Source organism: Xanthomonas sp. WHRI 7065, assembly GCF_040203115.2.
Taxonomy (GTDB): domain Bacteria; phylum Pseudomonadota; class Gammaproteobacteria; order Xanthomonadales; family Xanthomonadaceae; genus Xanthomonas; species Xanthomonas arboricola.
Window position 1 is genome coordinate 2,815,479 of the sequence record NZ_CP168194.1, and the last position, 25,035, is coordinate 2,840,513.

The following is a 25,035-nucleotide window of genomic DNA, read 5'->3' on the forward strand; positions in this document are numbered from 1 at the left end:
CGGGAATGGGGAATCGGACAGCGGTTTGGTGAGCACGTTATGTCATCGGGCCAAGTGCAGATTCAGATCGAAAAGCGACCAACCGCTCTTACGATTCCCGAATCCCCATTCCCGATTCCCAGCTCTTCAGAGCTGCTGCAACCGCGCGATCGCCGCATCCAGCGTCGCATCGCTCTTGGCGAAGCACAGCCGCGCCAGTCGTTGCCCTTGCGGCGCGGTCTGGTAGAACGGCGACAGCGGGATCGCGGCCACGCCCTTTTCCACCGTCAGCCACTTCACGAACTCGGTGTCGGGCAGGTCGCTGATCGCCGAATAGTCGACCAGCTGGAAATAGCCGCCGGGCACCGGCAACGGCGTCAGGCGCGTGGTCAGCAACTGTTCGCGGAAACGGTCGCGCTTGGCCTGATAGAACGCGCCGAGTTGTTCGTCGTGTTCGGGTTCGTCGCGGATCATCGCGGCGAATGCGTGCTGGGCCGGGCCGAAGCTGGTGAAGGTGTTGTACTGGTGCACCTTGCGGAACTCGGCGCTCAGTGCCGGCGGCGCGATGGCGTAGCCGATCTTCCAGCCGGTGCAGTGATAGGTCTTGCCGAAGCTGGAAATCACAAACGCGCGCTCGCGCAGTTCCGGCCAGCGCAACACCGATTCGTGGCGGCGGCCGTCGAACACGATGTGTTCGTACACCTCGTCCGAGAGCAGGAAGATGTCGCTGCCGCGCAGCAGCTCGGTCAGCGTCTGCATGTCGTCGGCCGAGAGCATCGCGCCGGAGGGATTGTGCGGCGAGTTGATCATCAGCAGGCGCGTTTTCGGCGTGATCGCCGCGCGCAGCGCCGGCCAATCGATGGCGAAGGTCTGCGGGTCCAGCGCCACGTGTACGGCGCGCGCGCCGGCCAGGTCGATCGCCGGCTCGTAGCAGTCGTAGGCCGGGTCCAGCACGATGACCTCCTCGCCTGCGCGCACCACCGCGTGGATGGCGTTGAAGATCGCCTCGGTGGCCCCACTGGTGACGGTGATCTCGCTGTCGGCATCGACCTGCGCGCCGTAACAGCGCTGCGCCTTGCCGGCGATGGCCTGGCGCAAGGCCGCAACGCCGGTCATCGGCGGGTACTGGTTGTGGCCGGCCGCCATGGCCTTGGCCAGTTCATCGACCAGCCGCTGCGGCACCGCGAAATCGGGAAAACCCTGGCCCAGATTCACCGCGCCGTGTTCGGCCGCCAGCTGCGACATGACGGTGAAGATGGTGGTGCCCACCTTGGGCAGCTTGGTCGTGAGGGGCATCGGGCCTGTCCGGGCAACAAACGGGGGGACCGCGAGTGTACGCAAAGCCGCCAGGCGGTTGCGCCCGGGCGATGCAAAACAGCGTTCCCGGACACACCACGCCGCCGAACGCGCCCCCGGCAGCGCGCCATCGTCGCTACAATGCGCGCCCTGCCTCGCCCACCCCATGCCGTCCTGCGACGGGAGCCCGCTGCGCCGATGATCGAACCGCTGCACACTGCGCCACCGCTGCTGGCGGCGCGCGCGCTGGCTTTCAGCCGCAACGAGGAGCCGGTGTTCGGCCCGCTGGATTTCCATGTCGATGCCGGCGAGGCGCTGCTGGTGCAAGGCGACAACGGCGCCGGCAAGACCACGCTGCTGCGGGTACTGGCCGGGCTGCTGCATGTGGAGCGCGGGCAGATCCAGATCGACGGCAAGACCGCGCGGCGCGGCGACCGCAGCCGCTTCATGGCCTATCTGGGCCATTTGCCGGGGCTGAAGGCCGATCTCAGCACGCTGGAGAACCTGCATTTCTTGTGCGGCCTGCATGGCCGCCGCGCCAAGCAGATGCCGGGCAGCGCGCTGGCCATCGTCGGTCTGGCCGGCTACGAGGATGCATTGGTACGGCAGCTGTCGGCCGGCCAGCGCAAGCGTCTGGCGCTGGCGCGGCTGTGGTTGTCGCCGGCCCCGCTGTGGCTGCTGGACGAGCCCTACGCCAACCTGGACCTGGACGGCATCACCCTGGTCAACCGGATGATCTCCGCGCACCTGCGCGGCGGTGGCGCGGCGCTGGTCACCACCCACGGCGCCTATGCGGCGCCGCCGGTGCGCACGCGCATGCTCACGCTGGAGGCGGCGGCATGAGCCTGCATTCGCCACAAACCTCGCTGTGGCAGGCCGCGCGCGCGCTGCTCAGCCGCGACCTGCAGCTGCTGTGGCGCCGTCGCAGCGATGCCTTGCAGCCGGCGCTGTTCGCGCTGCTGATCGTGGTGTTGTTCGCGCTGGGCCTGGGCGGTCGCCCGGACCTGCTGGCGCAGGCCGCACCGGCGGTGCTGTGGCTGTCGGTGCTGCTGGCCGGCCTGCTGTCGCTGGATGCGTTATTCCGCAGCGATGTGGAAGATGGCTCGATGGAGCAATGGCTGCTGGCGCCGGTGCCGTTGGCGTGGCTGATCGCGGTGCGCGTGCTGCTGCACTGGGCGACCAGCGCGCTGCCGTTGATCGCGGTGACGCCGCTGCTGGGCGAATTGCTGCACCTGCCACATGACCAACTACCGGTGCTGCTGGCATCGTTGGCGCTGGGCACACCGCTTCTGAGCCTGCTTGGTGCCGTGGTTGCGGCACTGACGGTGACGATGAAACGCTCTGGTATTCTCGTGGCGTTGCTGGCGTTGCCGTTGTATGTGCCGGTGCTGGTGTTCGGTGCCGGCAGTGTCGCGGCCAGCGGACAAGGGCAGGATGCGGTGGGTGCGTTGTTGTTGCTGGGCGCCGGATTGGTGATCGGCGTGGTGCTGGCACCGCTGGCTGCGGCTGCCGCGATCCGGATTTCCTTGAGTTGAGCCCTGCGGTCGATGCGCTGTCGACAAGACGCTCCACTCATTGCGTTGTTGCTGTTTCGAGAGCCAATGCCATTCCAAAGGCTGCTGCCATCGCATGAACGTCGTCGCCCGCTGGTTCCACCAACTCGCCTCGCCTCCGATCTTCGACCGTTTTACTGCGCGCTGGGCGCCGTGGTGCTACGCGCTGGCCGCGGTGTTGCTGGGCGTGGGCATCTGGCAGGCCTTGTTTGCGGTCCCGGCCGACTACCAGCAGGGCGATAGCTTCCGCATTCTGTATATCCATGTGCCGAGCGCGTGGATGAGCCTGTTCGTGTTCGGGCTGATGGCGGTGTACGCGGCGATCGCGCTGATCTGGCGCATCAAGATCTGCGAAATCCTGGCGATGGCCTGCGCGCCGATCGGCGCGGCGTTCACCGTGATCACCCTGCTGACCGGCAGCATCTGGGGCAAGCCGATGTGGGGCGCCTGGTGGGATTGGGACCCGCGCCTGACCACCGAGCTGATCCTGCTGTTCCTGTATCTGGGCGTGATCGGTCTGTACCAGGCCATCGACGATCGCCGTCAGGCCGCACGCGCGGCCGCCTTGCTGGCGATCGTCGGCGTGGCGCTGCTGCCGGTGATCCGCTATTCGGTGGTGTGGTGGAACTCGCTGCATCAGGGCCAGAGCATTCGCCTGCTCGGCCCCTCCAGCATCGATGCCAGCATGCTGCTGCCGCTGTGGCTGATGGTGATCGGCACCAAGTTCTGGTTCGCCGGTTCGCTGCTGACGCGTGCGCGCGCCGACAACCTGCGCCGCGAGGCCGGCAAGGCCTGGATCGTGCGCGATGCGCCGGAGGGCGCGGCATGAGCTACCTGCCCTACGTCATCGCTGCCTACGCGGTATTCGTGCTGGTGCTGCTGTGGGACCTGATCGCCGGCCGCTGGCAGCTGCGCCGCGCGACGAAGATCGCGCAGGCGCGGCATCTGCGCGAGCGCAAGCGCGCGGTGCCCAGCGATGCGGAGCTGATCCGGTGAACCCGCAACGGCGCCGCCGGATCTGGCTGGTGATCGCGCTGGTGCTGGCCGGTGGCCTGGCGACCGCGCTGGTGGCGATGGCACTGCAGCGCAACGTGGCTTATCTGTACACACCGTCGGAAGTGCTGCGCGGCGACGCCGGCGAGCATGCGCGCTTCCGGCTCGGCGGCATGGTGGAGAAAGGCTCGTTCCAACGTGCGTCCGGTTCGCTGGAAGCGCAGTTCCGGGTCACCGATGGCGATGCACAGTTGCCGGTGCGTTACGACCGCATCCTGCCGGACCTGTTTCGCGAAGGCCAGGCGGTGGTGGCGACCGGGCGCATGCAGAACGGCGTCTTCGTTGCCGAAGATGTGCTGGCCAAGCACGACGAGACCTATATGCCGAAGGAAGTCGCCGACAAGATGGGCAGCGCGCACCGCAAGCACGACGTGCCGGCGGCCGCAGACCAGGCCGGAGCGCTGCGTTGATGGCAGGGGTCAAAACGTTCGCCTCGCTGCGCTGTGATCGCTTGCAGCTTGCTTGCGTGGCCGACGATGTCGCGATGCCTGGCCAGGCGCATGCAGACGCGGCAGGGATGACGCCTCTGCACTGCGCCCGCAATCCTCGTATCACTGCATGCTCGCCAACGCGCCAACCCGATGCTGCCTGAGCTCGGCACCTTCCTGCTGATTCTGGCCTTGCTGGTGGCCCTGGTGCAGGCCGCGCTGCCGCTGGCCGGTGCGCAGCGTGGGCGCAGCAGCTGGATGGCGGTCGCGCGGCCGGCCGCGTTGCTGCAGCTGGGCCTGATCGCAGCGGCCTTCGCGCTGCTGACGCATGCCTTCCTGGTGCAGGATTTTTCGGTGCGCTATGTCGCCGAGAATTCCAACAGCCTGCTGCCAGTGATGTATCGCTACTCGGCGGTATGGGGTGCGCACGAAGGCTCATTATTGCTGTGGACGCTGGTGCTGGCGCTGTGGACCGGGGCGGTGGCGCTGTGGTCGCGGCAGTTGCCCGCGCAGGTGGTGGCGCGCGTGCTCGGGGTGATGGCGCTGGTCAGCATCGGCTTCCTGGCGTTCCTGCTGTTCACCTCCAATCCGTTCGCGCGCTTGTTGCCGGTGCCGCTGGAAGGCGCCGACCTGAATCCGCTATTGCAGGACCCGGGGCTGATCATCCATCCGCCGATGCTGTACTGCGGCTATGTCGGCTTTGCGGTGCCGTTCGCCTTCGCCATCGCCGCGTTGCTGGAAGGCCGCATGGATGCACGCTGGCTGCGCTGGACGCGGCCATGGACCAACGTGGCCTGGGCCATGCTCACCGTCGGCATCGCGCTCGGCAGCTGGTGGGCGTATTACGAACTGGGCTGGGGCGGCTGGTGGTTCTGGGACCCGGTGGAAAACGCCAGTTTCATGCCATGGCTGGTCGGCACCGCGCTGCTGCATTCGCAGGCGGTCACCGAAAAGCGCGGCAGCTTCGCCAGCTGGACCTTGCTGCTGGCGATCGCCGCCTTTTCGTTGTCGTTGCTGGGCACCTTCCTGGTGCGCTCGGGCGTGCTGACCAGCGTGCATGCGTTTGCGGCCGACCCGTCGCGCGGCTTGTTCATCCTGGTGTTCCTGCTGGCGGTGGTCGGTGGTTCGCTGCTGCTGTACGCGTTGCGTGCGCCGCGCCTGTCGCTGGTCGATGACCCGCGCCGCGCATTCGCCGGCAGCTCGCGCGAAACCTTGCTGCTATTGAACAACCTGCTGCTCGCTTGCGCCTGCGCGATGGTGTTGCTGGGCACGCTGTATCCGCTGCTGGCCGACGCCTTGGGCCTGGGCAAGCTGTCGGTGGGGCCGCCCTACTTCGGCACCTTGTTCCTGGTGCTGATGGCGCCGTTGGTGGCGCTGTTGCCGTTCGGCCCGCTGACCCGCTGGCAGCGCGAGCAGGCTTCGCGTCCGCTGGCGATGCTCGCGCCGTGGGCAGGCCTGGCGGTTACCGCAGGCGTGCTGGCCTGGTTCGCCGCGCCGCAGGGCCAGTGGAAGGCGGCACTCGGCGTGGCCGGCGCGGCCTGGGTGCTGCTGGGTACGCTGCGCTTCCTGTGGACGCGGCGCGCGGCCAAGGGCCGCAAGCTCACCGCCGAAATGCTGGGCATGCTGCTGGCGCACCTGGGCGTGGCGGTGTTCCTGGCCGGTGCGTTGCTGGTGGAATCACTGAGCCTGCAGCGCGAGGTCGCACTTGCGCCCGGGCAGCAGATGCAGATCGGCCGCTACGCGCTGCACTTCGATAATGTCGAAGAGCTGCGCGGGCCCAATTACGTCTCCGACCGTGCCAATCTGCAGGTGTTCAAGGACGATGCGCCGGTCGGCCTGCTGCATGCGGAAAAACGCCGCTACGCCAGCGGCGGGCAGACCTTGACCGAGGCGGCGATCCGTCCCGGCCCGTTCGGCGACCTGTATGTCGCGCTTGGCGAACCCCTGGGCAACCAGGCCTGGGCGGTCCGCGTCCACCTCAAACCGTTCGTCCGCTGGATCTGGCTGGGGGCGCTGCTGATGGCGCTTGGCGGCCTGGTCACCGCGGCCGACCGGCGTTTTCGTCGTTCTCCGGAGATCCAAGATGGTTGAGTCACGTTCACCCCGCCTGCCCACTGCGGTTCTGGTGGGTGCCATCGTGCTGCTGCTCGCGCTGGCAGCGCTGCTGGTCTATGCGGTGGTGCGCTCCGGTCAGGACGATCGCGATGCCCTGCCCTCTGCGCTGATCGGCAAGCCGGCGCCGGAGTTCGCGCTGCCGCTGCTGCACGACCCCAGCATCGTGGTGCATGCGCGCGAACTGCGCGGCGCGCCGTACATCATCAACGTGTGGGGCAGCTGGTGCCCGGCCTGCCGCGAGGAGCACCCGGTGCTGAGCCGCTTTGCGCTGACCAAGCGCGTGCGCGTGATCGGCTACAACTGGAAGGACGAGCGCAACGATGCGCTGCGCTGGCTCGAACAGCTGGGCAACCCCTACCTGCTGGTGGTCGCCGACAAAGACGGCCGGACCGCGATCGACTTCGGCATCGCTGCGGCACCGGAGACCTTTCTGGTCGACGGGCGCGGCGTGGTGCGCTGGAAGTACAGCGGCATGCTCACCCAATCCATCATTGACACGCAGCTGATTCCGGTGCTGAGCAAGATCGAGCGCTCGCCCAGTGCCGCACCGGACCTGCACGCCAAGCAATGATGCGCGCCTGGCTGCTGACGCTGCTGCTGTTGCCCTGGCTGGCGCTGGCCCAGCCGGTCGGCGACCCGGCGCCGCTGCGCTATGCCTCGGCCGAGGAAGAGGCACGCTTCCATACGCTCACCGCCGAGCTGCGCTGCGTGCAGTGCCAGAACCAGTCGCTGGCCGACTCCAATGCGCAGATCGCCCAGGATCTGCGCCGCGAAGTACTGGCGCTGATGCACAAAGGCCGCAGCGATGCGCAGATCCGCCAGTTCCTGGTCGCGCGTTATGGCGAGTTCGTGCTGTACCGCCCGCGCGTGGAATCGCGCACCTGGCTGCTGTGGTTCGGCCCGCTGCTGGTGTTGCTGCTGGGCGCTGGCGCCATTGTGTTGCTGGTGCGCCGACGCAGCGTGGCTGCGCCCGCCCTGCCCGCCGATGAGCAGGAGTGGTGATGGTCGGCTTCGTCATTGCGCTGGTGGTCCTGGCCCTGCTCGTCTTCGGCGTGGCGCTGCGGCCGCTGTGGCGCGAGGCGCGCGGGCTGACCGCCAGCATCGCGGTGTTGCTGCTGGCGGCGAGCACGGCGCTGTACTGGCTGGTCGGCACGCCGAGCGCGATTCAAGCGCCGGCCGAGCGGCCGGCCACGCCACGCTCGCTGGATGAAGCCATCGTGCAACTGCGCGCTGCACTGGCGCGCAATCCCGATCAGGCCGAAGGCTGGGTATTGCTGGGACGCTCGCTGTCCAGCCAACAGAAATTCGCCGAAGCGCGCGATGCATTTGCGCGCGCGGTCGCGCTGCGTCCGGACGAGCCGGATGTGCTGGTAGCTGCCGCACAGTCGCGCATGCTCGCCGACGACAGCGGGCGCCCGGATCCGCAGGCCATGCGCCTGCTGGAACATGCCCTGGCGGTGCAACCGGACCATCAACGCGCACGCTGGTTCCTGGGCGTGGTGCAGCGCCAGGCCGGTGAACCGGCCAAGGCCAGCGAGACCTGGGAGCCGTTGCTGCGCGTGGTGGATGCCTCTACCCGCCCCGGCCTGCTGGAACAGATCAACGCCGCGCGCCAGGAAGCCAGGATGGCGCTGATCCAGACGCCGGCTACGCCTGCCGCCGATGCAGCCAGCGGCAAACGCATTCAGGTACGCGTGACGCTGGATGCTGAGTTCGCCAAACGCACCGGATTGCCGGGCGACACCAGCGTCTTCGTGATTGCGCGCGCCGCCGACACTCCGATGCCGGTGGCGGTGGAAAAACACGCACTAAGCGAGCTGCCGTTGACCATCACCCTGGACGACGGCGACAGCCCGATGCCGACGCGCCGGCTGTCGTCGCTGGACACCGTGCAGGTGCTGGCACGGCTATCGCGCAGCGGCAACGCAATGCGCCAGGCCGACGATGTCGAAAGCGTGCCGGTGATGGTGGAACTGCCCACTGCCGCGCCGGTGGAGCTGGTGATCGGTCGCTGATTGGCAACCACGTGTCGACGCGACGCAATCAACCATGACGCCGCACCAGAGTGAGTCGGCTGTGGTTTTGAAAACCACGCACACCGACCATCTCCACTGGTCCTTGTCCGCCTACCGTCGCGGGACCTTACGCGGCATGGATGCCGCGTAAGAGCCTACACGGACGTACTTGCGGCGTGTCCTGCGATGGTGGGCGGGCAAGGGCCCTGCAACCAAACCACAGATCCGCCGCTCTGCAGAGTGGCATCACACAGAGCAACGACTCAACCGATTCCCAATTCCCGAATCCCCATTCCCGAATCCCATCCTGCACCCCGGCACCTGCCATGGCAGATAGAATTGCCGCATGACTGAATTCATTCCTCCCGGCACGCTGTTCCACGCGCTGCCCTCGCCGTTTCCGATGAAGCGCGGTGGCGTGCTGATGCAGGCGCGTGTCGCCTACGAAACCTGGGGCACGCTGGCAGCCGATCACAGCAATGCGGTGTTGATCGTCACCGGCCTGTCGCCGAATGCGCATGCCGCGGCAAATCAGGCCAATCCCGAGCCGGGCTGGTGGGAAGCGATGGTCGGGGCTGGCAAGCCAATCGATACCGAACGCTGGTTCGTGGTCTGCGTCAATTCGTTGGGCAGCTGCAAGGGCTCGACCGGCCCGGCGTCAATCGACCCTGCCACCGGCACGCTGTATCGCCTGGGTTTCCCGGAACTGTCGATCGAAGATGTGGCCGATGCCGCAGCCGACGTGGTGCGCGCGTTGGGCATCGAACAACTGGCCTGCCTGATCGGCAACTCGATGGGCGGCATGACCGCACTGGCCTTGTTGCTGCGCCACCCCGGCATCGCGCGCAGCCATATCAATATCTCCGGCAGTGCGCAGGCGCTGCCGTTCTCGATCGCGATCCGCTCGCTGCAGCGCGAAGCCATCCGCCTGGACCCGCACTGGAACGGCGGCCATTACGACGACACGCGTTACCCGGAATCGGGCATGCGCATGGCGCGCAAGCTCGGCGTGATCACTTACCGCTCGGCACTGGAATGGGATGGCCGCTTCGGCCGCGTGCGGCTGGATTCCGAACAGGCCGCCGACGATCCGTTCGGCCTGGAATTCCAGGTCGAAAGTTATCTGGAAGGCCATGCGCGCCGCTTCGTGCGCTTCTTCGATCCCAACTGCTATCTGTATCTGAGCCGCTCGATGGATTGGTTCGATCTGGCCGAGTATGTCGACAACAGCCCGGCCATCGACGCGCCTGTCGATGGCACGCAAGCCGACGACACTGCTGTCGCCGCCAGGCCGAATACAGGCATCTCGACCGACGCCACGGTCCTGGCCGGCCTGGCGCAGATCCGCATCGCGCGGGCGCTGGCGATCGGCGCCAACACCGACATCCTGTTCCCCGTGCAGCAACAGGAACAGATCGCCGAAGGCCTGCGCGCTGGCGGTGCCGAGGCACACTTTATCGGGCTGGATTCGCCACAAGGTCACGATGCCTTCCTGGTCGATTTCGCACGCTTCGGGCCGGCGGTACGCAACTTCCTGGACGCTTGCTGATTTCCAGACCTGCGCAACGGCGGCGTGGCACGTCCCAGCAGCAGAGCCTGCCGCGCAAGACGCTGGCGCTGCTGTTCCTGATCGGAATGACCGCGATGGTGGTTGCAGGTCGCCTGCCGGCGCTGCTAGCGCTGTGGTACGCGGCTGCAAGCATGCTGGCGATGCTGGTCTACCGGCTCGACAAGAGCGCGGCCCGACGCGGCCGGCAACGCACACCAGAAGCCACCCTGCACCTCATCGCACTGCTCGGCGGCTGGCCGGGCGCGTTGCTGGCGCAGGCGCTGTTCCGGCATAAATCCAGCAAGGCAGCCTTCCAGCCGCGGTTCTGGATCACTGTCGTGGTAAATATCATTGCCTTGTATTGGGCATGCCGCCAACCTGCGCTGATGCCAGCACTCCACGCATTGCTGGGGTGAGCGGCGCCTGCGTGATACATGCGCACAACCGGTCAGTGCAAACCGGCAACAGCATCCTCAGGCCAACGGCTCCAGCGCACCGGCCCGCAGGCGATAACGCCGCTGCACCACGCCATCGGGGATGCTGTCGTGGGTGATCATCACCAGGCTGCGTTCGCCCAGCGCGGCAGATAGATCCAGCAGCAAGGCGTGTGCGGTATCCACATCCAGGCCGTCGGTGGGTTCGTCCAGCAGCAGGATCGGCGCCTCGCGCAGCAAGGCGCGCGCCAGCGCCAGCCGGCGTGCCTGGCCGGCCGAGAGCGTGGCGCCGTTTTCGCCGACCCAGGTGTCCAGACCGTTCTGCGCGGTGGCCCAGGCGCGCAGACGCACTTGGTCCAGCACCCGCCACATGGCCGCATCGCTTGCGCCGGCGTCGCCGATGAGCAGGTTGTCGCGCACCGTGCCGGCAAACACCGGGGCATTCTGCGGCAGCCAGGCGATGCGTTGATGCCATTGCGCCTGCACGAAGTGGCGCAGGTCGATATCGGCGTAGGTCACCTGCCCGGCCTGCGGGTCCCACAGCCGCAACAGCACTGCGGACAAGCTGCTCTTGCCGCTGCCGCTGTCGCCGCTGATGGCGATGCGCTCGCCAGGCGCCAGGCTCAGATCGAGCGCCTGCAGCAGCGGGCGTCCGCTGCCCGGCCACGCAAAACTGACATGTTGCAGGCGCAGCGTGCCGCTGCGTGGCGCATCCACTGGCTGCGACGGATCGACGACCGACGGCGCCTGGTCGACGATGGACTGCAAGCGCCTGGCCGCAACGCGCGCGCTCTGCAGCGCCTGCAAGGCGACCCCGGCGCCAGCCCAGACCTCCAGCAGTGCCATGGTCAGGAACACCAGCCCGGCCGCCATTTCCGCAGCAATCAGTCCGCGTTCTGCCGCGCTCAACCCAAGCCACAACATGCCGGCCAGACCGATACCGCCGCAGACCGCATGCAGCAGATTGCCGCCGATCAGGCGACGGCGTTGCAGGCGATCGCCATCGACCACCGCCGCCGCTGTTGCATCGACCTGATGCAGCCAGGCACCTTGCGCATCCACCGCAGCGAGATCGGCCGCACCTTCCAGGCCCTCGAACGCCTGCGTGCGCAAGGCGGTACGTTGCCGGGCGCGCAGCTGTTCGCGCTGCGCACCGCCGCGCGCCACCTGCCACGGCACCACGCCGCCGATGACCACGCCCAGCACCACCAGCAACACGCCAGCCGGTGGATAGATCAGCGCCGCTGCCACCACGCCGGCCACCCAGATGCCGAGCAATGCGCTCAACGGCGCCAGCGCGCGCACGCTCACGCCATCGACCTCGCCGATGTCGGACATCAACCGCGCCAGCAGATCGCCGGTGCGCGTGGCCGACAGGCGGCCCGGCGCCAGCGGCAACGCGCGGCGGAAGAACCACACGCGCAGATCGCGGGCGATGCGCAGCGTGGCGTCGTGGCCGATCAATTTTTCGCCATAACGCGAAACGATGCGCGCAAAGGTCAGCGCGCGAATGCCGGCCGAGGGCGAAAAGAAGTTGAAGCCGCTGCCCATGCCGGCGACACCGGCCAAGGCGGCGGCGGTCAGGAAACTGCCGGACACGCCGAGCAGGCCCACGCCAGCCAGCATGGTGACCAGCACCAACAGCGCCGACAACAGCAGCCGCCAGGCATGCCGGCGAAACACATCGCGCAGACGGTCGGGCTGTGTGCCGTTCATGGCAGCTCCGCGGTGACAGTGGCGCCGCGCAGGTCGATCACCGTATCGGCCCAGCGCATCACCGCCGCGCTGTGCGTGGCCAGCACCACCGCGCGACCGCGTGCGAACACACCCAAGGTGCGCAGCAACTCCGCTTCGGTGTCCGGATCGAGGAAGGCAGTGGGTTCGTCCAGCAGCAACAGGTCCGGCTCGCGCAGCAACAGCCGCGCCAGGGCCACACGCCGTGCTTCGCCACCGGACAGCCCGAAGCCGCGTTCGCCGATCTGCGTGTCCAGGCCCGCAGGCAGCTGCGCGGCAAAGCGCAGCACCTGTCCGGCGTCGGCCACCGCGTGCAGGCGCGCAGCGCCGGCCTGCGGATCGGCCAGGCGCAGGTTGTCGGCGATGCTGCCGTGAAACAGATACGGCCGCTGCGTGGCATAGCCGATGCGGGTCCCCGGCCGCAGCACCACGCTGCCGGCCTCCGGCACCAGCCAGCCGGCCAGGCCCTCCAGCAAGGTGCTCTTGCCGCTGCCGCTGGCACCGATCACCGCCACGCGCTGCCCGGGCTGCAAGGTCAGCGAAAAATGCGCGACCACCGTGTGCGGCGCGCCCGGCGGCCGTAGCGCAAGATCGCGCGCCTGCAGCAGCGGGGCGTGCGCCTGCGCCGGTTCCAGTGCGCGCAAGGGCGGCACCGTCACCGGTGGCGTTGCCGATGGCGGTGCGAATCCTTCCAGCAGGCGCTCGGCTTCGGCCACCGCCGCCAGCGCGTTGGCACGGTCGTGGTAATGCGCCGCCAGCCGCCGCAACGGCGCAAAGAATTCCGGCGCCAGCAGCAGGCAAAACATGCCCGCGCCCAGCGTCGGCAAGCCGTGCAGATCCAGCATGCCCAGATAGGTCAGGCCGAAGTACAGCGCCACGATCGCCACGCTCACCGAGGCGAAGAATTCCAGAACCGTAGACGACAGGAAGGCGATGCGCAGCACCTTGAGCGAACGCTCGCGCACGCCTTCGGCCGCCGCGGCAATGCCGCTCAACTCGGCCTCGCCGCGGCCATACACGCGCAGCAGGCCCAGGCCCTTGAGGCGATCGGCAAAGTGCCCGCCCATGCGTGCCAGTTCGCGCAGCTGGTCGCGCCCGGCGGCTTCGGCGCCCCAACCCACCAGCATCATGAAGAACGGAATCAGCGGTGCGGTCAGCAGCAGCACCAGGCCCACCACCCAGTCGACCGAAAACACCGCGATCAGGATCAGCGGCGGCACCAGCAGCATCTCGGTGCGTGCGAGCTGGTAGCCGACGAAGTAGCCCTCCAGCGCATCGGTATGCGCCAGGCTCAATTCGCCCAGTTCGCCGCTGCGCTGCCGGCGCAGCCACACCGGCCCGTGCTGCACCAGGCGGCGCGCGATGCGGGCACGCAGTTCGCGCCTGGCTACATCGGCCACCTCGCCGGTCAGCGACTGCGCCCAGGCATTGAGCAGCGCGCGCCCGACCAGCGCACAGACCAGCCCCGCCCCCACGTCGCGCAATTGCGCCAGCGCCAGATGCTGCACCAGCACCGCCTGCAGCAACCACGCGATCGCCGCCGCCTGCGCCAGCAGCAGCACGCCCGACACCGCCACCGCCACGCCGGCCAAACGCCGCGCACGCGTGGCCGGGGCCGCCAGTGCATCCAGCCATTGGCCGCGTTGACGGCGCTGGGCTGGCGTTTCGCTGGCTCGCACGCTGGGCTGGCTCACATCGCTCTCAAGGAAGACATTGTGTTGCAAGCGATTGTAAGTCGCCACTTCCCGCTACGGGCTGCGCATTGTGCCGCACCCGCCCGCCGCGGCATTGATCTGGATCAACGCGCGTGTCGCGGCAAGCGCAGATGATCGGCTGCATTCCTTCATCGACACCCAACCAGGCCCACCCGCCATGATCGACTCGACAGTTGTTGAACTGTCGCGGCTGCAGTTCGCAGTCACCGCGATGTACCACTTCATCTTTCCGCCGCTGACCATGGGCTTGTCGTTCCTGCTCGGCATCATGGAGAGCGTCTATGTGATGACCGGCAAGGACATCTGGAGGCGCATGACCATGTTCTGGGGCGTGCTGTTCGGCATCAACTTCGCCATGGGCGTGGGCACCGGCATCGTGATGGAATTCGAGTTCGGCATGAACTGGTCGTACTACAGCCATTACGTCGGCGACATCTTCGGTGCGCCGCTGGCGATCGAAGGGCTGATGGCGTTCTTTCTGGAAGCGACTTTCCTGGGCCTGTTCTTTCTCGGCTGGAACCGGCTGAGCAAGGTGCAGCACCTGGCCACCACCTGGCTGGTGGCGCTGGGCAGCAACTTCTCGGCACTGTGGATCCTGATCGCCAACGGCTGGATGCAGAACCCGACTGGCGCGGTGTTCAACCCGGACACCATGCGCATGGAAGTGGTCGATTTCATGGCGGTGCTGTTCAACCCGGTGGCACAGGCCAAGTTCGTGCACACCGTCAGCGCCGGCTACGTGCTCGGCGCGGTGTTCGTGATGGCGATCAGCGCGTTCTATCTGCTGCGCGGCACCCATGTGGAGATGGCGCGGCGTTCGTTCGCGGTGGCTGCCGCGTTCGGCCTGTTGTCCTCGCTGTCGGTGGTGGTGCTCGGCGACGAGAGCGGCTATGCCGCCAACGAACACCAGAAGATGAAGCTGGCGGCGATCGAGGCGATGTGGGAAACCGAAGCCGCGCCGGCCGACTTCACCGCATTCGGCATTCCCAACCAGCAGACCCATCGCAACGACTACGCGGTCAAGATCCCGTACCTGATGGGCTTGATCGCCACACGTTCGCTGGACCAGCCGATCCCCGGCATCCTGGAACTGGTCGGCCGTGCCGAGCATCGCATCCGCGGCGGCCAGATCGCGCACGGCGCGCTGGAACGCATCCGCGCCAACAAGGACGATGCCGAAGCGCGCAAGGTCTTCGATGCGCATTGGCAGGATCTGGGCCATGGCCTGCTGCTCAAGCGTTATCGCGACGATATCGGCAATGCCACGCCGCAGCAGATCGCCCAGGCCGCGATGGACACCGTGCCGCGGGTGCTGCCGCTGTTCTGGACCTTCCGCATCATGGCCGCCATCGGCATCTACCTGATCGCCTTCTTCGCCATCGCGTTCTGGTTCGCCTGCAAGCACAACTTCCAGGAAAAACGCTGGTTCCTGACCCTGGCGCTGTGGAGCCTGCCGCTGCCGTGGATCGCGATCGAGTGCGGCTGGTTCGTGGCCGAGTACGGCCGCCAGCCATGGGCGGTGGAAGGCGTGCTGCCCACCTTCTACGCCGCCTCGGGACTGGATCTGTATGAAATCGTGTTGACCCTGGTCGGCTTCACCGCGCTATACACCACGCTGCTGGTGATCGCGATCAAGCTGTCGCTGAAGACCATCCGCAAGGGCCCGGATGCGCTGTTTCCACCGAGCCAACGCACCCCGTCGCCACACAGTAGCTCGCCCCACGCGTCCTCACCCGACGCCCCATTGAGCACCGGCGCACTGGCCGGCGGCGCACCGTAAGCCAGGAGAGACAACCATGGATTTCATCTTGCTCGACTACACCACATTGCGCGTGATCTGGTGGCTGTTGCTCGGCGTATTGCTGTCCGGCTACGCGGTGATGGGCGGCTTCGATCTGGGCGTCAGCACCCTGCTGCCGCTGGTGGCCCGCAACGATGCCGAACGCCGGCTGGTGATCAACACCATCGGCCCGGTCTGGGAAGGCAGCCAGGTCTGGTTGATCCTGGGCGGCGGCGCGATCTTCGCCGCATTCCCGCCGTTGTATGCGGTGAGTTTTTCCGGGTTCTATCTGGCGATGTTCCTGATCCTGTTCGCACTGATCCTGCGCCCGGTCGGGTTCAAGTTCCGCGGCAAGCTGGCCGACCAGCGCTGGCGCAGCAACTGGGACTGGGCGTTGTTCGTCGGCGGCTGCATTCCGGCGCTGATCATGGGCGTGGCGGTCGGCAATGTGCTGCTCGGTGTGCCGTTCCACTTCGACGCCAGCATGCGCACGTTCTATACCGGCAACCTGTTCGGGCTGCTGACGCCGTTCGCGCTGCTCGCCGGCCTGCTCAGCGTGGCGATGTTGATGGCGCACGGCGCGGCGATGCTGGTACTGAAGACCGACGGACCGGTGGCCGAGCGTGCGGCGCGTTTCGGCAGCATTGCCGCGCTCTGCGCGGTGGCGTTGTTTGCCGCCGCCGGTGCATGGGTGGCGCTGGGTCTGCCGGGCTATGCAGTGACTTCGCTATTGGCCACCGATGCGCCGACCAATCCGCTCGGCAAGACCGCCGCACTCACCGCGGCCGGCGGCTGGCTGCACAACTACAGCAGCATGCCGGCCACATTGATGGCACCGCTGGTTGGCCTGGTCGGGCTGGCGATGAATGCGCTGCTGTTGCGTGTGCGTCGCGGCGGCCTGGCGTTCATCGCCTCGGGTTGCGCCATCGTCGGCATCGTCTTTACCGTCGGCTTTGCGTTGTTCCCGTTCCTGTTGCCCTCGTCTACCGCACCGAGCGCAAGCCTGACGCTGTGGGATGCCTCCAGCAGCCGCCTGACGCTGTGGATCATGCTGCTGGCGACCACGCTGTTCATGCCGATCGTGCTGGCCTACACAAGCTGGGTCTATCGCGTGCTCAAGGGCAAGGTCACCGCCGACGAACTCGCGGCCAATCCAAACGCCTACTGAGCATGCCCGCTGCGCGTTGCGATGCACAGCTGCATCGCGCTCGCAGCAGGCCTCAACCTCGCACCTGCTTCAACGACTCAAGGAGAACGACAATGTGGTACTTCGCCTGGATCCTCGGCACCGGTCTGGCCGCACTGGCAGCCGTGCTCAACGGCATGTGGTTCGAAGCACGCGAGCCGGAGCGTGGCCAACCGCATCAGTAAAATTATTTTCGCTAGATGCTTGCCGATTCCGCATTCCCTATGTAACATACGCCGCTCCTTCGGGGTGTAGCTCAGTCTGGTAGAGCGCTACGTTCGGGACGTAGAGGTCGCAGGTTCGAATCCTGTCTCCCCGACCAGTTTCAAAACACAAAACCGGCCTCGTGCCGGTTTTGTGTTTTCAGGCGCTGGCGCATGCATGCGCGCAGTGCGGATGGTCTGTCATGTCTGTTGTCATTGCCGCTGCCTCCCCGTCCGCCCGGTTGCGTGGTCGCGGCTTGGTGCTGGCTGCCATTTTGTTGTCCGCCTTCAACTTGCGTACCGCGGTGACGTCGCTGACGCCGCTGCTGGAACGCATTGCCGACGAGTACGCATTCGGCGCGCCCACCATGGGTGCGCTCGGCATGTTGCCGACGGCTGCATTCGCACTGACCGGTGTGGCCACGCCGGCCTTGCTGCGCCGCTTTGGCCTGTTGCGCACGGCGCTGCTGTCGATGGCATTAGCCACTGTCGGCATGGTGTTGCGCCCGCTGCTGCCGGGCACTGCCGGACTGCTGATCGGTTCGCTGGTGGCACTGGCCGGCATGGGCATGGGCAACGTGGTGTTGCCGCCGCTGGTGAAGCGCTATTTCGGCGATCGCGTCGGCGGCGTCAGCACGCTCTACATCACCGTGCTGCAGGTCGGCACCCTGCTGCCGGCGTTGCTGGCGGTACCGGTGGCCGATGCGCTGGGCTGGCGCAGCTCGATGGTGGTGTGGGTGTTGCCGGCACTGCTGGCATTGGCGGCCTGGGCCATGGTGCACACCAGCCACCGCCGCATCCGCGCGACCGGGCCGGCACCGGTCACGCCTACGCCCGAGGCCGAGGGCCGCGTGGCACGCACCGCCCTGGGCTGGAGCATGGCGGTGACCTTCGGCATGACCTCGCTGGTCACCTATTCGATGTTCACCTGGTTGCCGACGCTGCTGCGCGAAGCCGGCGCCTCGCCCGCGTTCGGCGGCACCATGGTGGCGCTGTTCGCCGCACTGGGCATGGTCGGCGCCTTGACCATGCCGGCGCTGGCGGTGCGCATGCGCAACCCGTTTCCCATCGTGCTGCTGTGCGCGGCCTGCCATCTGGTCGCGTTTGCCGGGCTGTGGTGGGCGCCGCTGGCCGCGCCGATCCTGTGGGTGACCCTGCTCGGCCTGGGGCCGAGCACGTTCCCGCTGGCATTGGTGCTGGTCAATCAACGCAGCCGCACCGCAGCCGGCTCGGCGGCCCTGTCCGGGTTCTCGCAGGGCATGGGCTACGCGGTAAGCTGCCTGGGGCCGTTCCTGTTCGGCTGGCTGCACGCGCACCACGGCGGCTGGACCTCGCCGTTCGTCTTCCTGGTGATCTGCATCCTGGTGCAGCTGGCCGCCGCCTGGGTGGCCTGCCGCCCGCAGTTGCTGGAAGACGTCTGGGCGCCGCCGCCACGCGGCGCCCGCGCGGTCAACGTACCGGCAGACTGATGTAGCTGGGCTGCTCGGGGCTCACATAGATGCGCTGGGTGGCCTTTCGATAATCGCCGGGCTTGGCGAAGAAGATGTTGTCCACGTAGGTCTGCGGATTGCGGTCGTACAGCGGAAACAGGCTGGACTGCACCTGCACCATCACCCGGTGGCCCGGCTGGAAGGTGTGGTTGGCGGTCGGCAGGCCGAACTGGAACGCCAGCGGCTGATTGGACGCCAGCGGCTTGGGCGTGCTGAAACTCTCGCGATAGCGGCCGCGGAAGATCGCCAGCGACACCGGCAGCTCGTAGCCGCCCATCTTGGGACTGGACGCCATCTCGTCCGGATACACGTCGATCAGCTTAACCACCCAGTCGCTGTCGCTGCCGCTGGTGGAGGCCTGCAGATGCACTTCCGGTGCACCGGCGATCTGCAGGGGTTCGGTCAGCGGCTCGGTGACGAAGGTCAGCACGTCCGGGCGGCCGTCGACGAAGCGCTGGTCCTGCACCAGCCAGGTGGTCCACATGCTGCGATCGCCGAAGTCCACCGGGCGCGGCACGAACGGTACCGGCTTGGCCGGGTCGGCCACGTACTCCTCGAAACCCGGCTGCCCCGCCGCCGGCTGCTGGAACGACAGCTTGCCGCCGGCCTGCAGGTACAGCGGTTTGCTGCTCGACGCACAGCCTTTGGCGCAGCTGCGCGGCCAGGCCTGCAGACGGTCCCAGTGATTTTCACCAGTGTTGTAGATGAACACCGGCGGCGTGCTCGCCTTGGGCGCGCCATCGACCAGGTATTGATCGAAGAACGGGCGCAGCACGTCGTAGCGGAACTGGCGCGCGGTATCGCCGTCGAAATTCAATGCGCCCAGCGCGCTGCCGTCGTAGTTGACCTGGCTGTGCCGCCACGGCCCCATCACCAGGTAGTTGAGCGTATTGCTGCGGTCGCGTGGCTCCATCGCCGCGTAGCTATGGATGGCACCCCACATGTCCTCCTGGTCCCACAGCCCCTGCAACCACATGATCGGCACCTTGAGCGGGGTGCGCGCCATCACCTTGTCCAGCGCCTGCTCCTGCCAGAACGTATCGTAGGCGGCGTGTTCGGTGAGCTTGTGCCACCACGGCAGCTGTTCCAGGCCGGCGGCCCTGGCGAAATCGTCGGCCGAGCCGGCGCGCAGCAGGTTGCTGTAGTCATCGTGGCCCTGGCGCGCGATGCCGCTGCCCTTGCCGCGCTGGGTGAGCTGGCCGGTGAAATAGTCGAAGTTGACCTGGCGGAACGCACCGTAGTTGAACCAGTCGTCGCCCATCCAGCCGTCGATCATCGGGCTTTCCGGCACCGCGACCTTGAGCGCCGGGTGCGGGTTGGTCAACGCCATCACCACGGTGAAGCCTTCGTAGGACGAGCCGATCATGCCGACCTTGCCGTTGGATTCCTTGACGTTTTTCACCAGCCAGTCGATGGTGTCCCAGGCATCGGTGGCATGGTCGACCTCGCTGGGATTGAGCGCACCGCGTAACGGCCGGGTCATCACGTAATCGCCTTCGGAGCCGTACTTGCCGCGCACGTCCTGAATCACGCGGATATAGCCGCCTTCGACGAACACGTCATCGCCCTGCGCGAGCAGGTCCTTCATATGCGGCGAGGCCATGCGCTCGGTGCGGCCGCTGGCGTTGTACGGCGTGCGCGTCAGCACCATCGGCGCATTGCGCGCGCCCTTGGGCAGCACGATCACCGTATGCAGCTTGACCCCGTCGCGCATCGGGATCATCACCTCGCGCTTGATGTAGTCGTTGGCGGCATCACCTGCCACGAACGGCTTGCCGGTGATGTCCGGCGTCATCGGCGAGGTTTGCGCCAGCGCGCTGCCGGTGGCGGCGGCAATGGCGGTGGCGAGCAGGCAGGCGGCAAAACGGCGCATCGACGACTCCGGAACGTGCGGGGGCAGTCGTCGACTGTAGGCAGAGCGCGGCCTGCCGGGGGAGTGTCAAAGGTCGTGGTTGCCGGGTAGGTCGTGGTGGCCGGGTGGCTGGCCTGCGTATCGCCGATCAGTGCCGTATCTGGCCCTCGCCACGCACCACGAAGCGCTCCACGGTCAGCGCCTCCAGGCCCATCGGGCCGTAGGAATGCAGGCGCGTGGTGGAGATGCCGATCTCCGCGCCCAGGCCGAGCTCGCCGCCGTCGGAGAAACGCGAGGAGGCGTTGACCATCACCACCGCCGAGCGCAGCGACTGCACGAACTGCTCGGCATTGGCGGCATCCTGCGTGGCGATCACTTCGGTGTGGTCCGAGCCGTACTGGCGGATATGCGCCAGCGCGGTGTCCAGATCCGGCACGACCCGGATCGCCAGGATCAGGTCGAGGAATTCGGCGGCGTAGTCGTCGTCGCTGGCAGCTGCGACGTCGGGCAACAGTGCGCGCGTTACCGCATCACCACGCAGCTCCACGTTACGTTCGCGCAGGGCTTGCGCGGCCAGCGGCAGAAAGCGCGCAGCGATATCGGCATGCACCAGCAAGGTCTCCAGCGCATTGCAGGCCGACGGCCGGCTGGCCTTGCCATCGACCAATAGACGCACGGCCAGATCCACGTCCGCCGATGCATCCACGAACAGATGGCACACGCCCTTGTAATGCTTGATCACCGGCACGCGCGCATGCTCGGCGACGAAGCGGATCAGCCCCTCGCCACCACGCGGAATCGCCAGATCGACGATGTCGCTGAGTTGCAGCAGCTCCAGCATGGTCTCGCGGCGCAGATCCTCGACCAGGGTCAACGCCGCTTCCGGCACGCCAGCCTCGCGCAGGGCGCGCTGCAAGGCGCGCGCAATCGCGGTGTTGGAGTGGATCGCTTCCGAGCCGCCACGCAGGATCACGCCATTGCCGGCCTTGATGCACAGCGCTGCTGCATCGGCGGTCACATTCGGGCGCGCCTCGTAGATCATCGCGATCACCCCCAGCGGCACCCGCACCTTCTGCACGACGATGCCGTTGGGGCGAACGTCCTCGCGCGTGACCTGGCCGACCGGATCGGGCAGTTGCGCCACCTCGCGCAGCGCGGCTGCGATGCCGTCCAGGCGCTTTGTGTCCAGCGCCAGACGATCGAGCATCGCAGCACCAACCCCCTTCTCACGCGCCGCCTCCAGATCGCGCGCATTGGCCGCCAGGATCACCGCCGCATCCTGTTCCAGCGCGGCCGCCATCGCCTCCAGCAAGGCCTGCTTGGCAGACGCGGACAGTTGCGATAGCACTTGCGCGGCATCACGGCATTGCAGGGCTAGGGTTTTGATGGTCATTGTGGAATCGGGAGTGGGGAATCGGGAATGGTAAAAGCGCGCGCCATCACTTTACTGCGACGGAATCGGCAGCGGGAAAGTTGGCTGGAAACGCTCTTGCGATTCCCTATTCCCGATTCTCAATTCCCCGCTACAAAAGCACCAAATCATCGCGATGCACCACATTCTCGCCGTAGCTGTAACCGAGCACGGGCTCGATCTCGCGGGAGTGGCGGCGGGCGATGCGGCGGATATCCACCGCCGAATACTGGCTGACGCCGCGTGCCAGGCAGCGCTCGCCGGCGTCGTCACGCAGGTGGATCTCCACCATGTCGCCACGCCTGAAGTCGCCCTGCGCACCGGCCACGCCGCCCGGCAGCAGCGAGGCGCCCTTGTCGGTCAGTGCGGCGGCGGCACCGGCATCGATCAGGATCGCGCCCGCTTCCACCGGCGCGTGCCGCAGCCAGTACTTGCGGGCGGCAATGCGCGTGCGTGCGGCGTGGATACGCGTGCCGTGCAGGCGATCCTGCGCCAGGGCACGCACCACATCGCCATTGCGGCCGTTGAACAGATAGGTTTCGATGCCGGCCGCGCCGGCCTTTGCGGCGGCTTCCAGCTTGGTGCGCATGCCGCCGGTGCCCACGCTGCTGCCGCTACCGCCGGCCATCGCCAGCACCTCGGCGGTGAGTTCGGTCACCTCGTCGAGCGGCCGCGCCAGCGGATTGCTGCGCGGGTCGGCGCTGTACAGCCCGTCGATATCGGTGGCGATGAACAAGGCATCGGCATCGACCAGGGCGGCGACGATCGCGGCCAGGTTGTCGTTGTCGCCCAGCTTGAGCTCATCCACCGACACGGTGTCGTTTTCGTTGATCACCGGCAACGCGCCCAGCCGCAACAACTCGCCCAGGGTGGCGCGTGCGTTGAGATAGCGGCGGCGGTTACGCAGGTCGTCGTGGGTGAGCAACACCTGCGCCACCGGGCGCTCGAAAAAGCGCTGCCAGAGCGCGATCAACTGCGCCTGCCCCAGCGCAGCCAGCGCCTGGCGCGCGGCGATCGGCGCACCGGCCTCGGCAGCCTTCGGCAGGATCGCACGGCCGGCGGCCACCGCACCCGACGACACGATCACCAGCTCGCGCCCGGCCATCAGGTTGGCCGAGACGAACTGCGCCAGCCCCAGCGCAAAACGCGGCGACAGGCCACCGCCATCGGCGGCGAGCAGGCTGCTGCCGACCTTGAGCACTGCGCGTCGCCACGGCGGCAGCGCCTGCTCGGTAAATGACGCAGCAGTGGCGATGGGCGTGCTCATGGCGACAACCTGCTCAGTGCGTGTTCCACTCATGGACGGTCAGCGTGGAGGCATCGCGCAGCGCCAATGGGTCGCGCGCGACGATCTGCTGTGCGTCTTCCAGGCTGGCGACGTTGATCAATACGTATGCGCCACCGCTGCCATCGCTGAAGCCGCCGGTCAGTTCCAGCTGCCCGGCCGCCCGCAGCGTGTCGAGAAATGCACGGTGCGGCTGCACCACATCGGCCGGAAAATCCGGCTTGCGCATCGCCAGCACCAGATAGCGTGTCGCCATCAGCCTGCCTCCTTGTCGGGTGTTGCCTCGCTACGGCCGAACGGCGCGGAAATCACCAGAAAGCGCGCTTCCATCCCGGACAGGTTGTGCATCTGATGGGTGGAACCGGGCGGCACATGCAGGCCCTGCCCGACCCCGAGCACATGCTGCTCGCCATCCAGCTGCAGCATCACCTCGCCGGCCAGCACATAGAAAAAATGCCGCGCGCGGCTGTGCCGGTGACGCAGCTCGGCCGCGCCGGGCGGCATGTGCTCTTCGAGCACGCTCAGGTTGGGGTCGCGCAACAGGTGCCAGCCGTCGCTGGCTTCGCCCCAGGGGTAATGCTCGGCGGTGTCGGTGCTGATCACGGCCATCAGAGCAGCGCCTGCCAGCGGGCACGCAGGACGTCCAGCTGCAGATCTGCGGCGGCACCTGGCGAGACGCGGGCGGCCAGGCTGCCTTCCGGCGTGCGCCCCTGCCCTGCAGTGTCGGCCGATTCCGCGGCCGCCTTGTAGGCCTCGCGGAACGGCACGCCGGCAACCGCCGCTTCCACCGCCACGTCGGTGGCGTACATGCCCGAATCGATCGCCGCACGCAGCTTGTCCGGGCGCCATTCCAGATTGGCCAGCAGGGCCGGTAGCAGTTCCAGTGCCGCCAGGCCGCGCCCGAAGCCGTGCACGATGGCGCCCTTGCTGCTCTGCAGGTCGCGGTGATAGCCCGATGGCAGCGACAGCAGCTGTTCGATCTCGGTCCGCGCGGCGGCCACGCTGGCGTGGGTGGCACGCATCAGTTCGATCACGTCGGGGTTGCGCTTGTTCGGCATGATCGAGCTGCCGGTGGTGTATTGCGCCGGCAACGCGACGAAGGCGAACTCGCCGCTGGTGAACAACGACAGATCCCAGGCGATCCGGCGCAGGTCCAGCGTCGCGCTGCCAAGCGCCTCGAGCGCAGCCAGTTCGTACTTGCCACGCGAGAGCTGCGCATAGATCGGCGACACCTGCAGGCGTGCAAAGCCCAGCTCGGCAGTGGTATGCGCACGGTCCAGCGGCAGGTTGACGCCGTAACCGGCGGCGGTGCCGAGCGGATTGCTGTCCACCAGGCGCAAGGTATCGGCCGCACGCACCGCGTCGTCGATAAAGGCCTCTGCCCAGCCCGCCCACCACATGCCGGCCGAAGACACCACCGCACGCTGGATATGCGTATAGCCCGGCACCGGCAACGTGGCCTCTGCCTGCGCGCGGTCCAGCGCCACCTTGGCGATCTCCGCGCCGAGCTCGGCCACGCGTTGCAGCTTGTCCTTCAACCACAGGCGCGTGGCGACCAGGATCTGGTCGTTACGGCTGCGCCCGGTGTGGATCTTGCGGCCGGCATCGCCCAGCCGTTCGGTCAGGCGCGCCTCGATCGCCGAATGGCAATCCTCGTAGCGCTCGTCCAGCACGAACGCGCCACTGCGGAAATCGGCCGCCAGCAGGTCGAGCTGCTCGCTCAGTCCGCCCAGCTCCTGCAGCGACAGGATGCCGATGTGCTGCAGTCCCTGCGCATGCGCCTTGCTGGCAGCGATGTCGTACAGGAAGAACTCGCGGTCCAGGATGACGTCGTCGCCGGCCAGGAAGCTCTGGATCTTGGCGTCCACCGCCACGCCGGGTTTTTGCCACAACAGATTGGTCATCGGAAAGCGTCTCGAAATAAATTGTCAGCTTAAATCCCCGCACACGGAGGTGC

At 67.2% G+C, this 25,035-nt stretch carries 24 protein-coding genes and 1 tRNA gene; 16 read left to right on the top strand and 9 right to left on the bottom strand.

Annotation, left to right across the window (positions count from 1 at the left end):
- Positions 1 to 126: 126 nt before the first annotated feature.
- A complete protein-coding gene (locus ABQY64_RS11820; protein ID WP_349779369.1) occupies positions 127 to 1,275 on the bottom strand; it encodes a pyridoxal phosphate-dependent aminotransferase in 1,149 nt (382 codons plus the stop codon).
- Positions 1,276 to 1,473: 198 nt separating this feature from the next.
- Here ABQY64_RS11820 and ccmA point away from each other — a divergent pair, with 198 nt between their 5' ends.
- The 11 genes from ccmA (at position 1,474) to ABQY64_RS11875 (ending at position 10,404) form a co-directional block, all read left to right on the top strand.
- Positions 1,474 to 2,118, top strand: a complete 645-nt coding sequence (ccmA, locus tag ABQY64_RS11825; RefSeq protein ID WP_024939979.1) for a heme ABC exporter ATP-binding protein CcmA — start codon at positions 1,474 to 1,476, stop codon at positions 2,116 to 2,118.
- Positions 2,115 to 2,810, top strand: a complete 696-nt coding sequence (gene ccmB / locus ABQY64_RS11830) for a heme exporter protein CcmB (RefSeq protein WP_349779368.1) — start codon at positions 2,115 to 2,117, stop codon at positions 2,808 to 2,810. Before ccmA ends, ccmB begins: the two co-directional genes overlap by 4 nt.
- A gap of 94 nt (positions 2,811 to 2,904) precedes the next feature.
- Positions 2,905 to 3,657 (top strand): heme ABC transporter permease CcmC, encoded by a 753-nt coding sequence (gene ccmC, locus ABQY64_RS11835; RefSeq protein ID WP_039521825.1) that lies wholly within the window; start codon positions 2,905 to 2,907, stop codon positions 3,655 to 3,657.
- Positions 3,654 to 3,824 (top strand): heme exporter protein CcmD, encoded by a 171-nt coding sequence (locus tag ABQY64_RS11840; RefSeq protein ID WP_047125263.1) that lies wholly within the window; start codon positions 3,654 to 3,656, stop codon positions 3,822 to 3,824. Before ccmC ends, ABQY64_RS11840 begins: the two co-directional genes overlap by 4 nt.
- Positions 3,821 to 4,291: a cytochrome c maturation protein CcmE gene (gene ccmE, locus ABQY64_RS11845; protein ID WP_039515161.1), complete on the top strand. Its 471-nt coding sequence runs from the start codon at positions 3,821 to 3,823 to the stop codon at positions 4,289 to 4,291. Before ABQY64_RS11840 ends, ccmE begins: the two co-directional genes overlap by 4 nt.
- A gap of 171 nt (positions 4,292 to 4,462) precedes the next feature.
- Positions 4,463 to 6,400, top strand: a complete 1,938-nt coding sequence (locus ABQY64_RS11850) for a heme lyase CcmF/NrfE family subunit (RefSeq protein ID WP_349779367.1) — start codon at positions 4,463 to 4,465, stop codon at positions 6,398 to 6,400.
- Positions 6,393 to 6,995, top strand: a complete 603-nt coding sequence (locus ABQY64_RS11855; protein ID WP_024939984.1) for a DsbE family thiol:disulfide interchange protein — start codon at positions 6,393 to 6,395, stop codon at positions 6,993 to 6,995. Before ABQY64_RS11850 ends, ABQY64_RS11855 begins: the two co-directional genes overlap by 8 nt.
- Positions 6,992 to 7,426: a cytochrome c-type biogenesis protein gene (locus ABQY64_RS11860; RefSeq protein WP_167705447.1), complete on the top strand. Its 435-nt coding sequence runs from the start codon at positions 6,992 to 6,994 to the stop codon at positions 7,424 to 7,426. The genes ABQY64_RS11855 and ABQY64_RS11860 overlap by 4 nt, the downstream gene beginning before the upstream one ends.
- On the top strand, positions 7,426 to 8,439 hold the full coding sequence (locus ABQY64_RS11865) for a tetratricopeptide repeat protein (protein WP_349779366.1): 1,014 nt from the start codon (positions 7,426 to 7,428) through the stop codon (positions 8,437 to 8,439). The genes ABQY64_RS11860 and ABQY64_RS11865 overlap by 1 nt, the downstream gene beginning before the upstream one ends.
- 346 nt (positions 8,440 to 8,785) lie before the next feature.
- Positions 8,786 to 9,988 (top strand): homoserine O-acetyltransferase, encoded by a 1,203-nt coding sequence (locus ABQY64_RS11870; RefSeq protein WP_104559590.1) that lies wholly within the window; start codon positions 8,786 to 8,788, stop codon positions 9,986 to 9,988.
- Between the two features lie 86 nt (positions 9,989 to 10,074).
- A complete protein-coding gene (locus tag ABQY64_RS11875) occupies positions 10,075 to 10,404 on the top strand; it encodes a DUF1294 domain-containing protein (RefSeq protein WP_349779365.1) in 330 nt (109 codons plus the stop codon).
- Between the two features lie 57 nt (positions 10,405 to 10,461).
- Here ABQY64_RS11875 and cydC read toward each other — a convergent pair whose 3' ends face one another.
- On the bottom strand, positions 10,462 to 12,138 hold the full coding sequence (gene cydC / locus ABQY64_RS11880) for a thiol reductant ABC exporter subunit CydC (RefSeq protein WP_349779364.1): 1,677 nt from the start codon (positions 12,136 to 12,138) through the stop codon (positions 10,462 to 10,464).
- Positions 12,135 to 13,880, bottom strand: a complete 1,746-nt coding sequence (cydD, locus tag ABQY64_RS11885; RefSeq protein WP_349779363.1) for a thiol reductant ABC exporter subunit CydD — start codon at positions 13,878 to 13,880, stop codon at positions 12,135 to 12,137. The genes cydC and cydD overlap by 4 nt, the downstream gene beginning before the upstream one ends.
- A 148-nt stretch (positions 13,881 to 14,028) precedes the next feature.
- On the opposite strand from cydD, the gene ABQY64_RS11890 reads away from it, so the two are divergent.
- The 5 genes from ABQY64_RS11890 to ABQY64_RS11910 all read left to right on the top strand — a co-directional run bounded on the left by ABQY64_RS11890 (position 14,029) and on the right by ABQY64_RS11910 (position 18,509).
- Positions 14,029 to 15,651: a cytochrome ubiquinol oxidase subunit I gene (locus tag ABQY64_RS11890; protein ID WP_349779362.1), complete on the top strand. Its 1,623-nt coding sequence runs from the start codon at positions 14,029 to 14,031 to the stop codon at positions 15,649 to 15,651.
- A gap of 16 nt (positions 15,652 to 15,667) precedes the next feature.
- Positions 15,668 to 16,819 (top strand): cytochrome d ubiquinol oxidase subunit II, encoded by a 1,152-nt coding sequence (gene cydB / locus ABQY64_RS11895; RefSeq protein WP_179465731.1) that lies wholly within the window; start codon positions 15,668 to 15,670, stop codon positions 16,817 to 16,819.
- Positions 16,820 to 16,911: 92 nt separating this feature from the next.
- Positions 16,912 to 17,022, top strand: a complete 111-nt coding sequence (cydX, locus tag ABQY64_RS11900) for a cytochrome bd-I oxidase subunit CydX (protein WP_024939993.1) — start codon at positions 16,912 to 16,914, stop codon at positions 17,020 to 17,022.
- A 60-nt stretch (positions 17,023 to 17,082) separates the two neighbouring features.
- Positions 17,083 to 17,159: transfer RNA gene (locus ABQY64_RS11905), tRNA-Pro, on the top strand.
- A gap of 123 nt (positions 17,160 to 17,282) precedes the next feature.
- Complete coding sequence (locus ABQY64_RS11910) at positions 17,283 to 18,509, top strand: MFS transporter (protein ID WP_167705895.1); 1,227 nt, start codon at positions 17,283 to 17,285, stop codon at positions 18,507 to 18,509.
- On the opposite strand, the gene ABQY64_RS11915 is transcribed toward ABQY64_RS11910, so the two are convergent.
- The 6 genes from ABQY64_RS11915 to ABQY64_RS11940 form a co-directional block, all read right to left on the bottom strand.
- Positions 18,490 to 20,403: a CocE/NonD family hydrolase gene (locus ABQY64_RS11915; protein ID WP_349779361.1), complete on the bottom strand. Its 1,914-nt coding sequence runs from the start codon at positions 20,401 to 20,403 to the stop codon at positions 18,490 to 18,492. The genes ABQY64_RS11910 and ABQY64_RS11915 overlap by 20 nt on opposite strands.
- Positions 20,404 to 20,530: 127 nt before the next feature.
- Positions 20,531 to 21,775 carry a glutamate-5-semialdehyde dehydrogenase gene (locus tag ABQY64_RS11920; RefSeq protein WP_349779360.1) on the bottom strand — a complete coding sequence of 415 codons (1,245 nt, stop codon included), beginning with the start codon at positions 21,773 to 21,775 and terminating at the stop codon, positions 20,531 to 20,533.
- 130 nt (positions 21,776 to 21,905) lie between these two features.
- Entirely contained in the window at positions 21,906 to 23,060 is a 1,155-nt protein-coding gene (gene proB, locus ABQY64_RS11925) for a glutamate 5-kinase (RefSeq protein ID WP_024939997.1), read from the bottom strand.
- A 13-nt stretch (positions 23,061 to 23,073) separates the two neighbouring features.
- Positions 23,074 to 23,334, bottom strand: coding sequence for a YciI family protein (locus ABQY64_RS11930; protein WP_039521853.1), 261 nt, complete (start codon positions 23,332 to 23,334; stop codon positions 23,074 to 23,076).
- Positions 23,334 to 23,687: a cupin domain-containing protein gene (locus tag ABQY64_RS11935; RefSeq protein ID WP_349779359.1), complete on the bottom strand. Its 354-nt coding sequence runs from the start codon at positions 23,685 to 23,687 to the stop codon at positions 23,334 to 23,336. The genes ABQY64_RS11930 and ABQY64_RS11935 overlap by 1 nt, the downstream gene beginning before the upstream one ends.
- Positions 23,687 to 24,982, bottom strand: a complete 1,296-nt coding sequence (locus ABQY64_RS11940; RefSeq protein WP_102584709.1) for an argininosuccinate lyase — start codon at positions 24,980 to 24,982, stop codon at positions 23,687 to 23,689. The genes ABQY64_RS11935 and ABQY64_RS11940 overlap by 1 nt, the downstream gene beginning before the upstream one ends.
- Between the last annotated feature and the right edge of the window lie 53 nt (positions 24,983 to 25,035).

Excerpts from the sequence above, each read along its gene's own strand:
- cydB (WP_179465731.1), top strand. The coding sequence starts at position 15,668 with ATGGATTTCATCTTGCTCGACTACACCACATTGCGCGTGATCTGGTGG.
- ABQY64_RS11840 (WP_047125263.1), top strand. The coding sequence starts at position 3,654 with ATGAGCTACCTGCCCTACGTCATCGCTGCCTACGCGGTATTCGTGCTG.
- ABQY64_RS11930 (WP_039521853.1), bottom strand. The coding sequence starts at position 23,334 with ATGGCGACACGCTATCTGGTGCTGGCGATGCGCAAGCCGGATTTTCCG.
- ABQY64_RS11850 (WP_349779367.1), top strand. The coding sequence starts at position 4,463 with ATGCTGCCTGAGCTCGGCACCTTCCTGCTGATTCTGGCCTTGCTGGTG.
- ABQY64_RS11875 (WP_349779365.1), top strand. The coding sequence starts at position 10,075 with ATGACCGCGATGGTGGTTGCAGGTCGCCTGCCGGCGCTGCTAGCGCTG.
- ccmC (WP_039521825.1), top strand. The coding sequence starts at position 2,905 with ATGAACGTCGTCGCCCGCTGGTTCCACCAACTCGCCTCGCCTCCGATC.
- ccmB (WP_349779368.1), top strand. The coding sequence starts at position 2,115 with ATGAGCCTGCATTCGCCACAAACCTCGCTGTGGCAGGCCGCGCGCGCG.
- ABQY64_RS11940 (WP_102584709.1), bottom strand. The coding sequence starts at position 24,982 with ATGACCAATCTGTTGTGGCAAAAACCCGGCGTGGCGGTGGACGCCAAG.
- ABQY64_RS11870 (WP_104559590.1), top strand. The coding sequence starts at position 8,786 with ATGACTGAATTCATTCCTCCCGGCACGCTGTTCCACGCGCTGCCCTCG.
- ABQY64_RS11820 (WP_349779369.1), bottom strand. The coding sequence starts at position 1,275 with ATGCCCCTCACGACCAAGCTGCCCAAGGTGGGCACCACCATCTTCACC.
- ABQY64_RS11865 (WP_349779366.1), top strand. The coding sequence starts at position 7,426 with ATGGTCGGCTTCGTCATTGCGCTGGTGGTCCTGGCCCTGCTCGTCTTC.
- proB (WP_024939997.1), bottom strand. The coding sequence starts at position 23,060 with ATGAGCACGCCCATCGCCACTGCTGCGTCATTTACCGAGCAGGCGCTG.
- ABQY64_RS11890 (WP_349779362.1), top strand. The coding sequence starts at position 14,029 with ATGATCGACTCGACAGTTGTTGAACTGTCGCGGCTGCAGTTCGCAGTC.
- ABQY64_RS11935 (WP_349779359.1), bottom strand. The coding sequence starts at position 23,687 with ATGGCCGTGATCAGCACCGACACCGCCGAGCATTACCCCTGGGGCGAA.
- ABQY64_RS11920 (WP_349779360.1), bottom strand. The coding sequence starts at position 21,775 with ATGACCATCAAAACCCTAGCCCTGCAATGCCGTGATGCCGCGCAAGTG.
- ABQY64_RS11915 (WP_349779361.1), bottom strand. The coding sequence starts at position 20,403 with ATGCGCCGTTTTGCCGCCTGCCTGCTCGCCACCGCCATTGCCGCCGCC.
- ABQY64_RS11855 (WP_024939984.1), top strand. The coding sequence starts at position 6,393 with ATGGTTGAGTCACGTTCACCCCGCCTGCCCACTGCGGTTCTGGTGGGT.
- cydX (WP_024939993.1), top strand. The coding sequence starts at position 16,912 with ATGTGGTACTTCGCCTGGATCCTCGGCACCGGTCTGGCCGCACTGGCA.
- cydC (WP_349779364.1), bottom strand. The coding sequence starts at position 12,138 with ATGAACGGCACACAGCCCGACCGTCTGCGCGATGTGTTTCGCCGGCAT.
- ABQY64_RS11860 (WP_167705447.1), top strand. The coding sequence starts at position 6,992 with ATGATGCGCGCCTGGCTGCTGACGCTGCTGCTGTTGCCCTGGCTGGCG.
- ccmA (WP_024939979.1), top strand. The coding sequence starts at position 1,474 with ATGATCGAACCGCTGCACACTGCGCCACCGCTGCTGGCGGCGCGCGCG.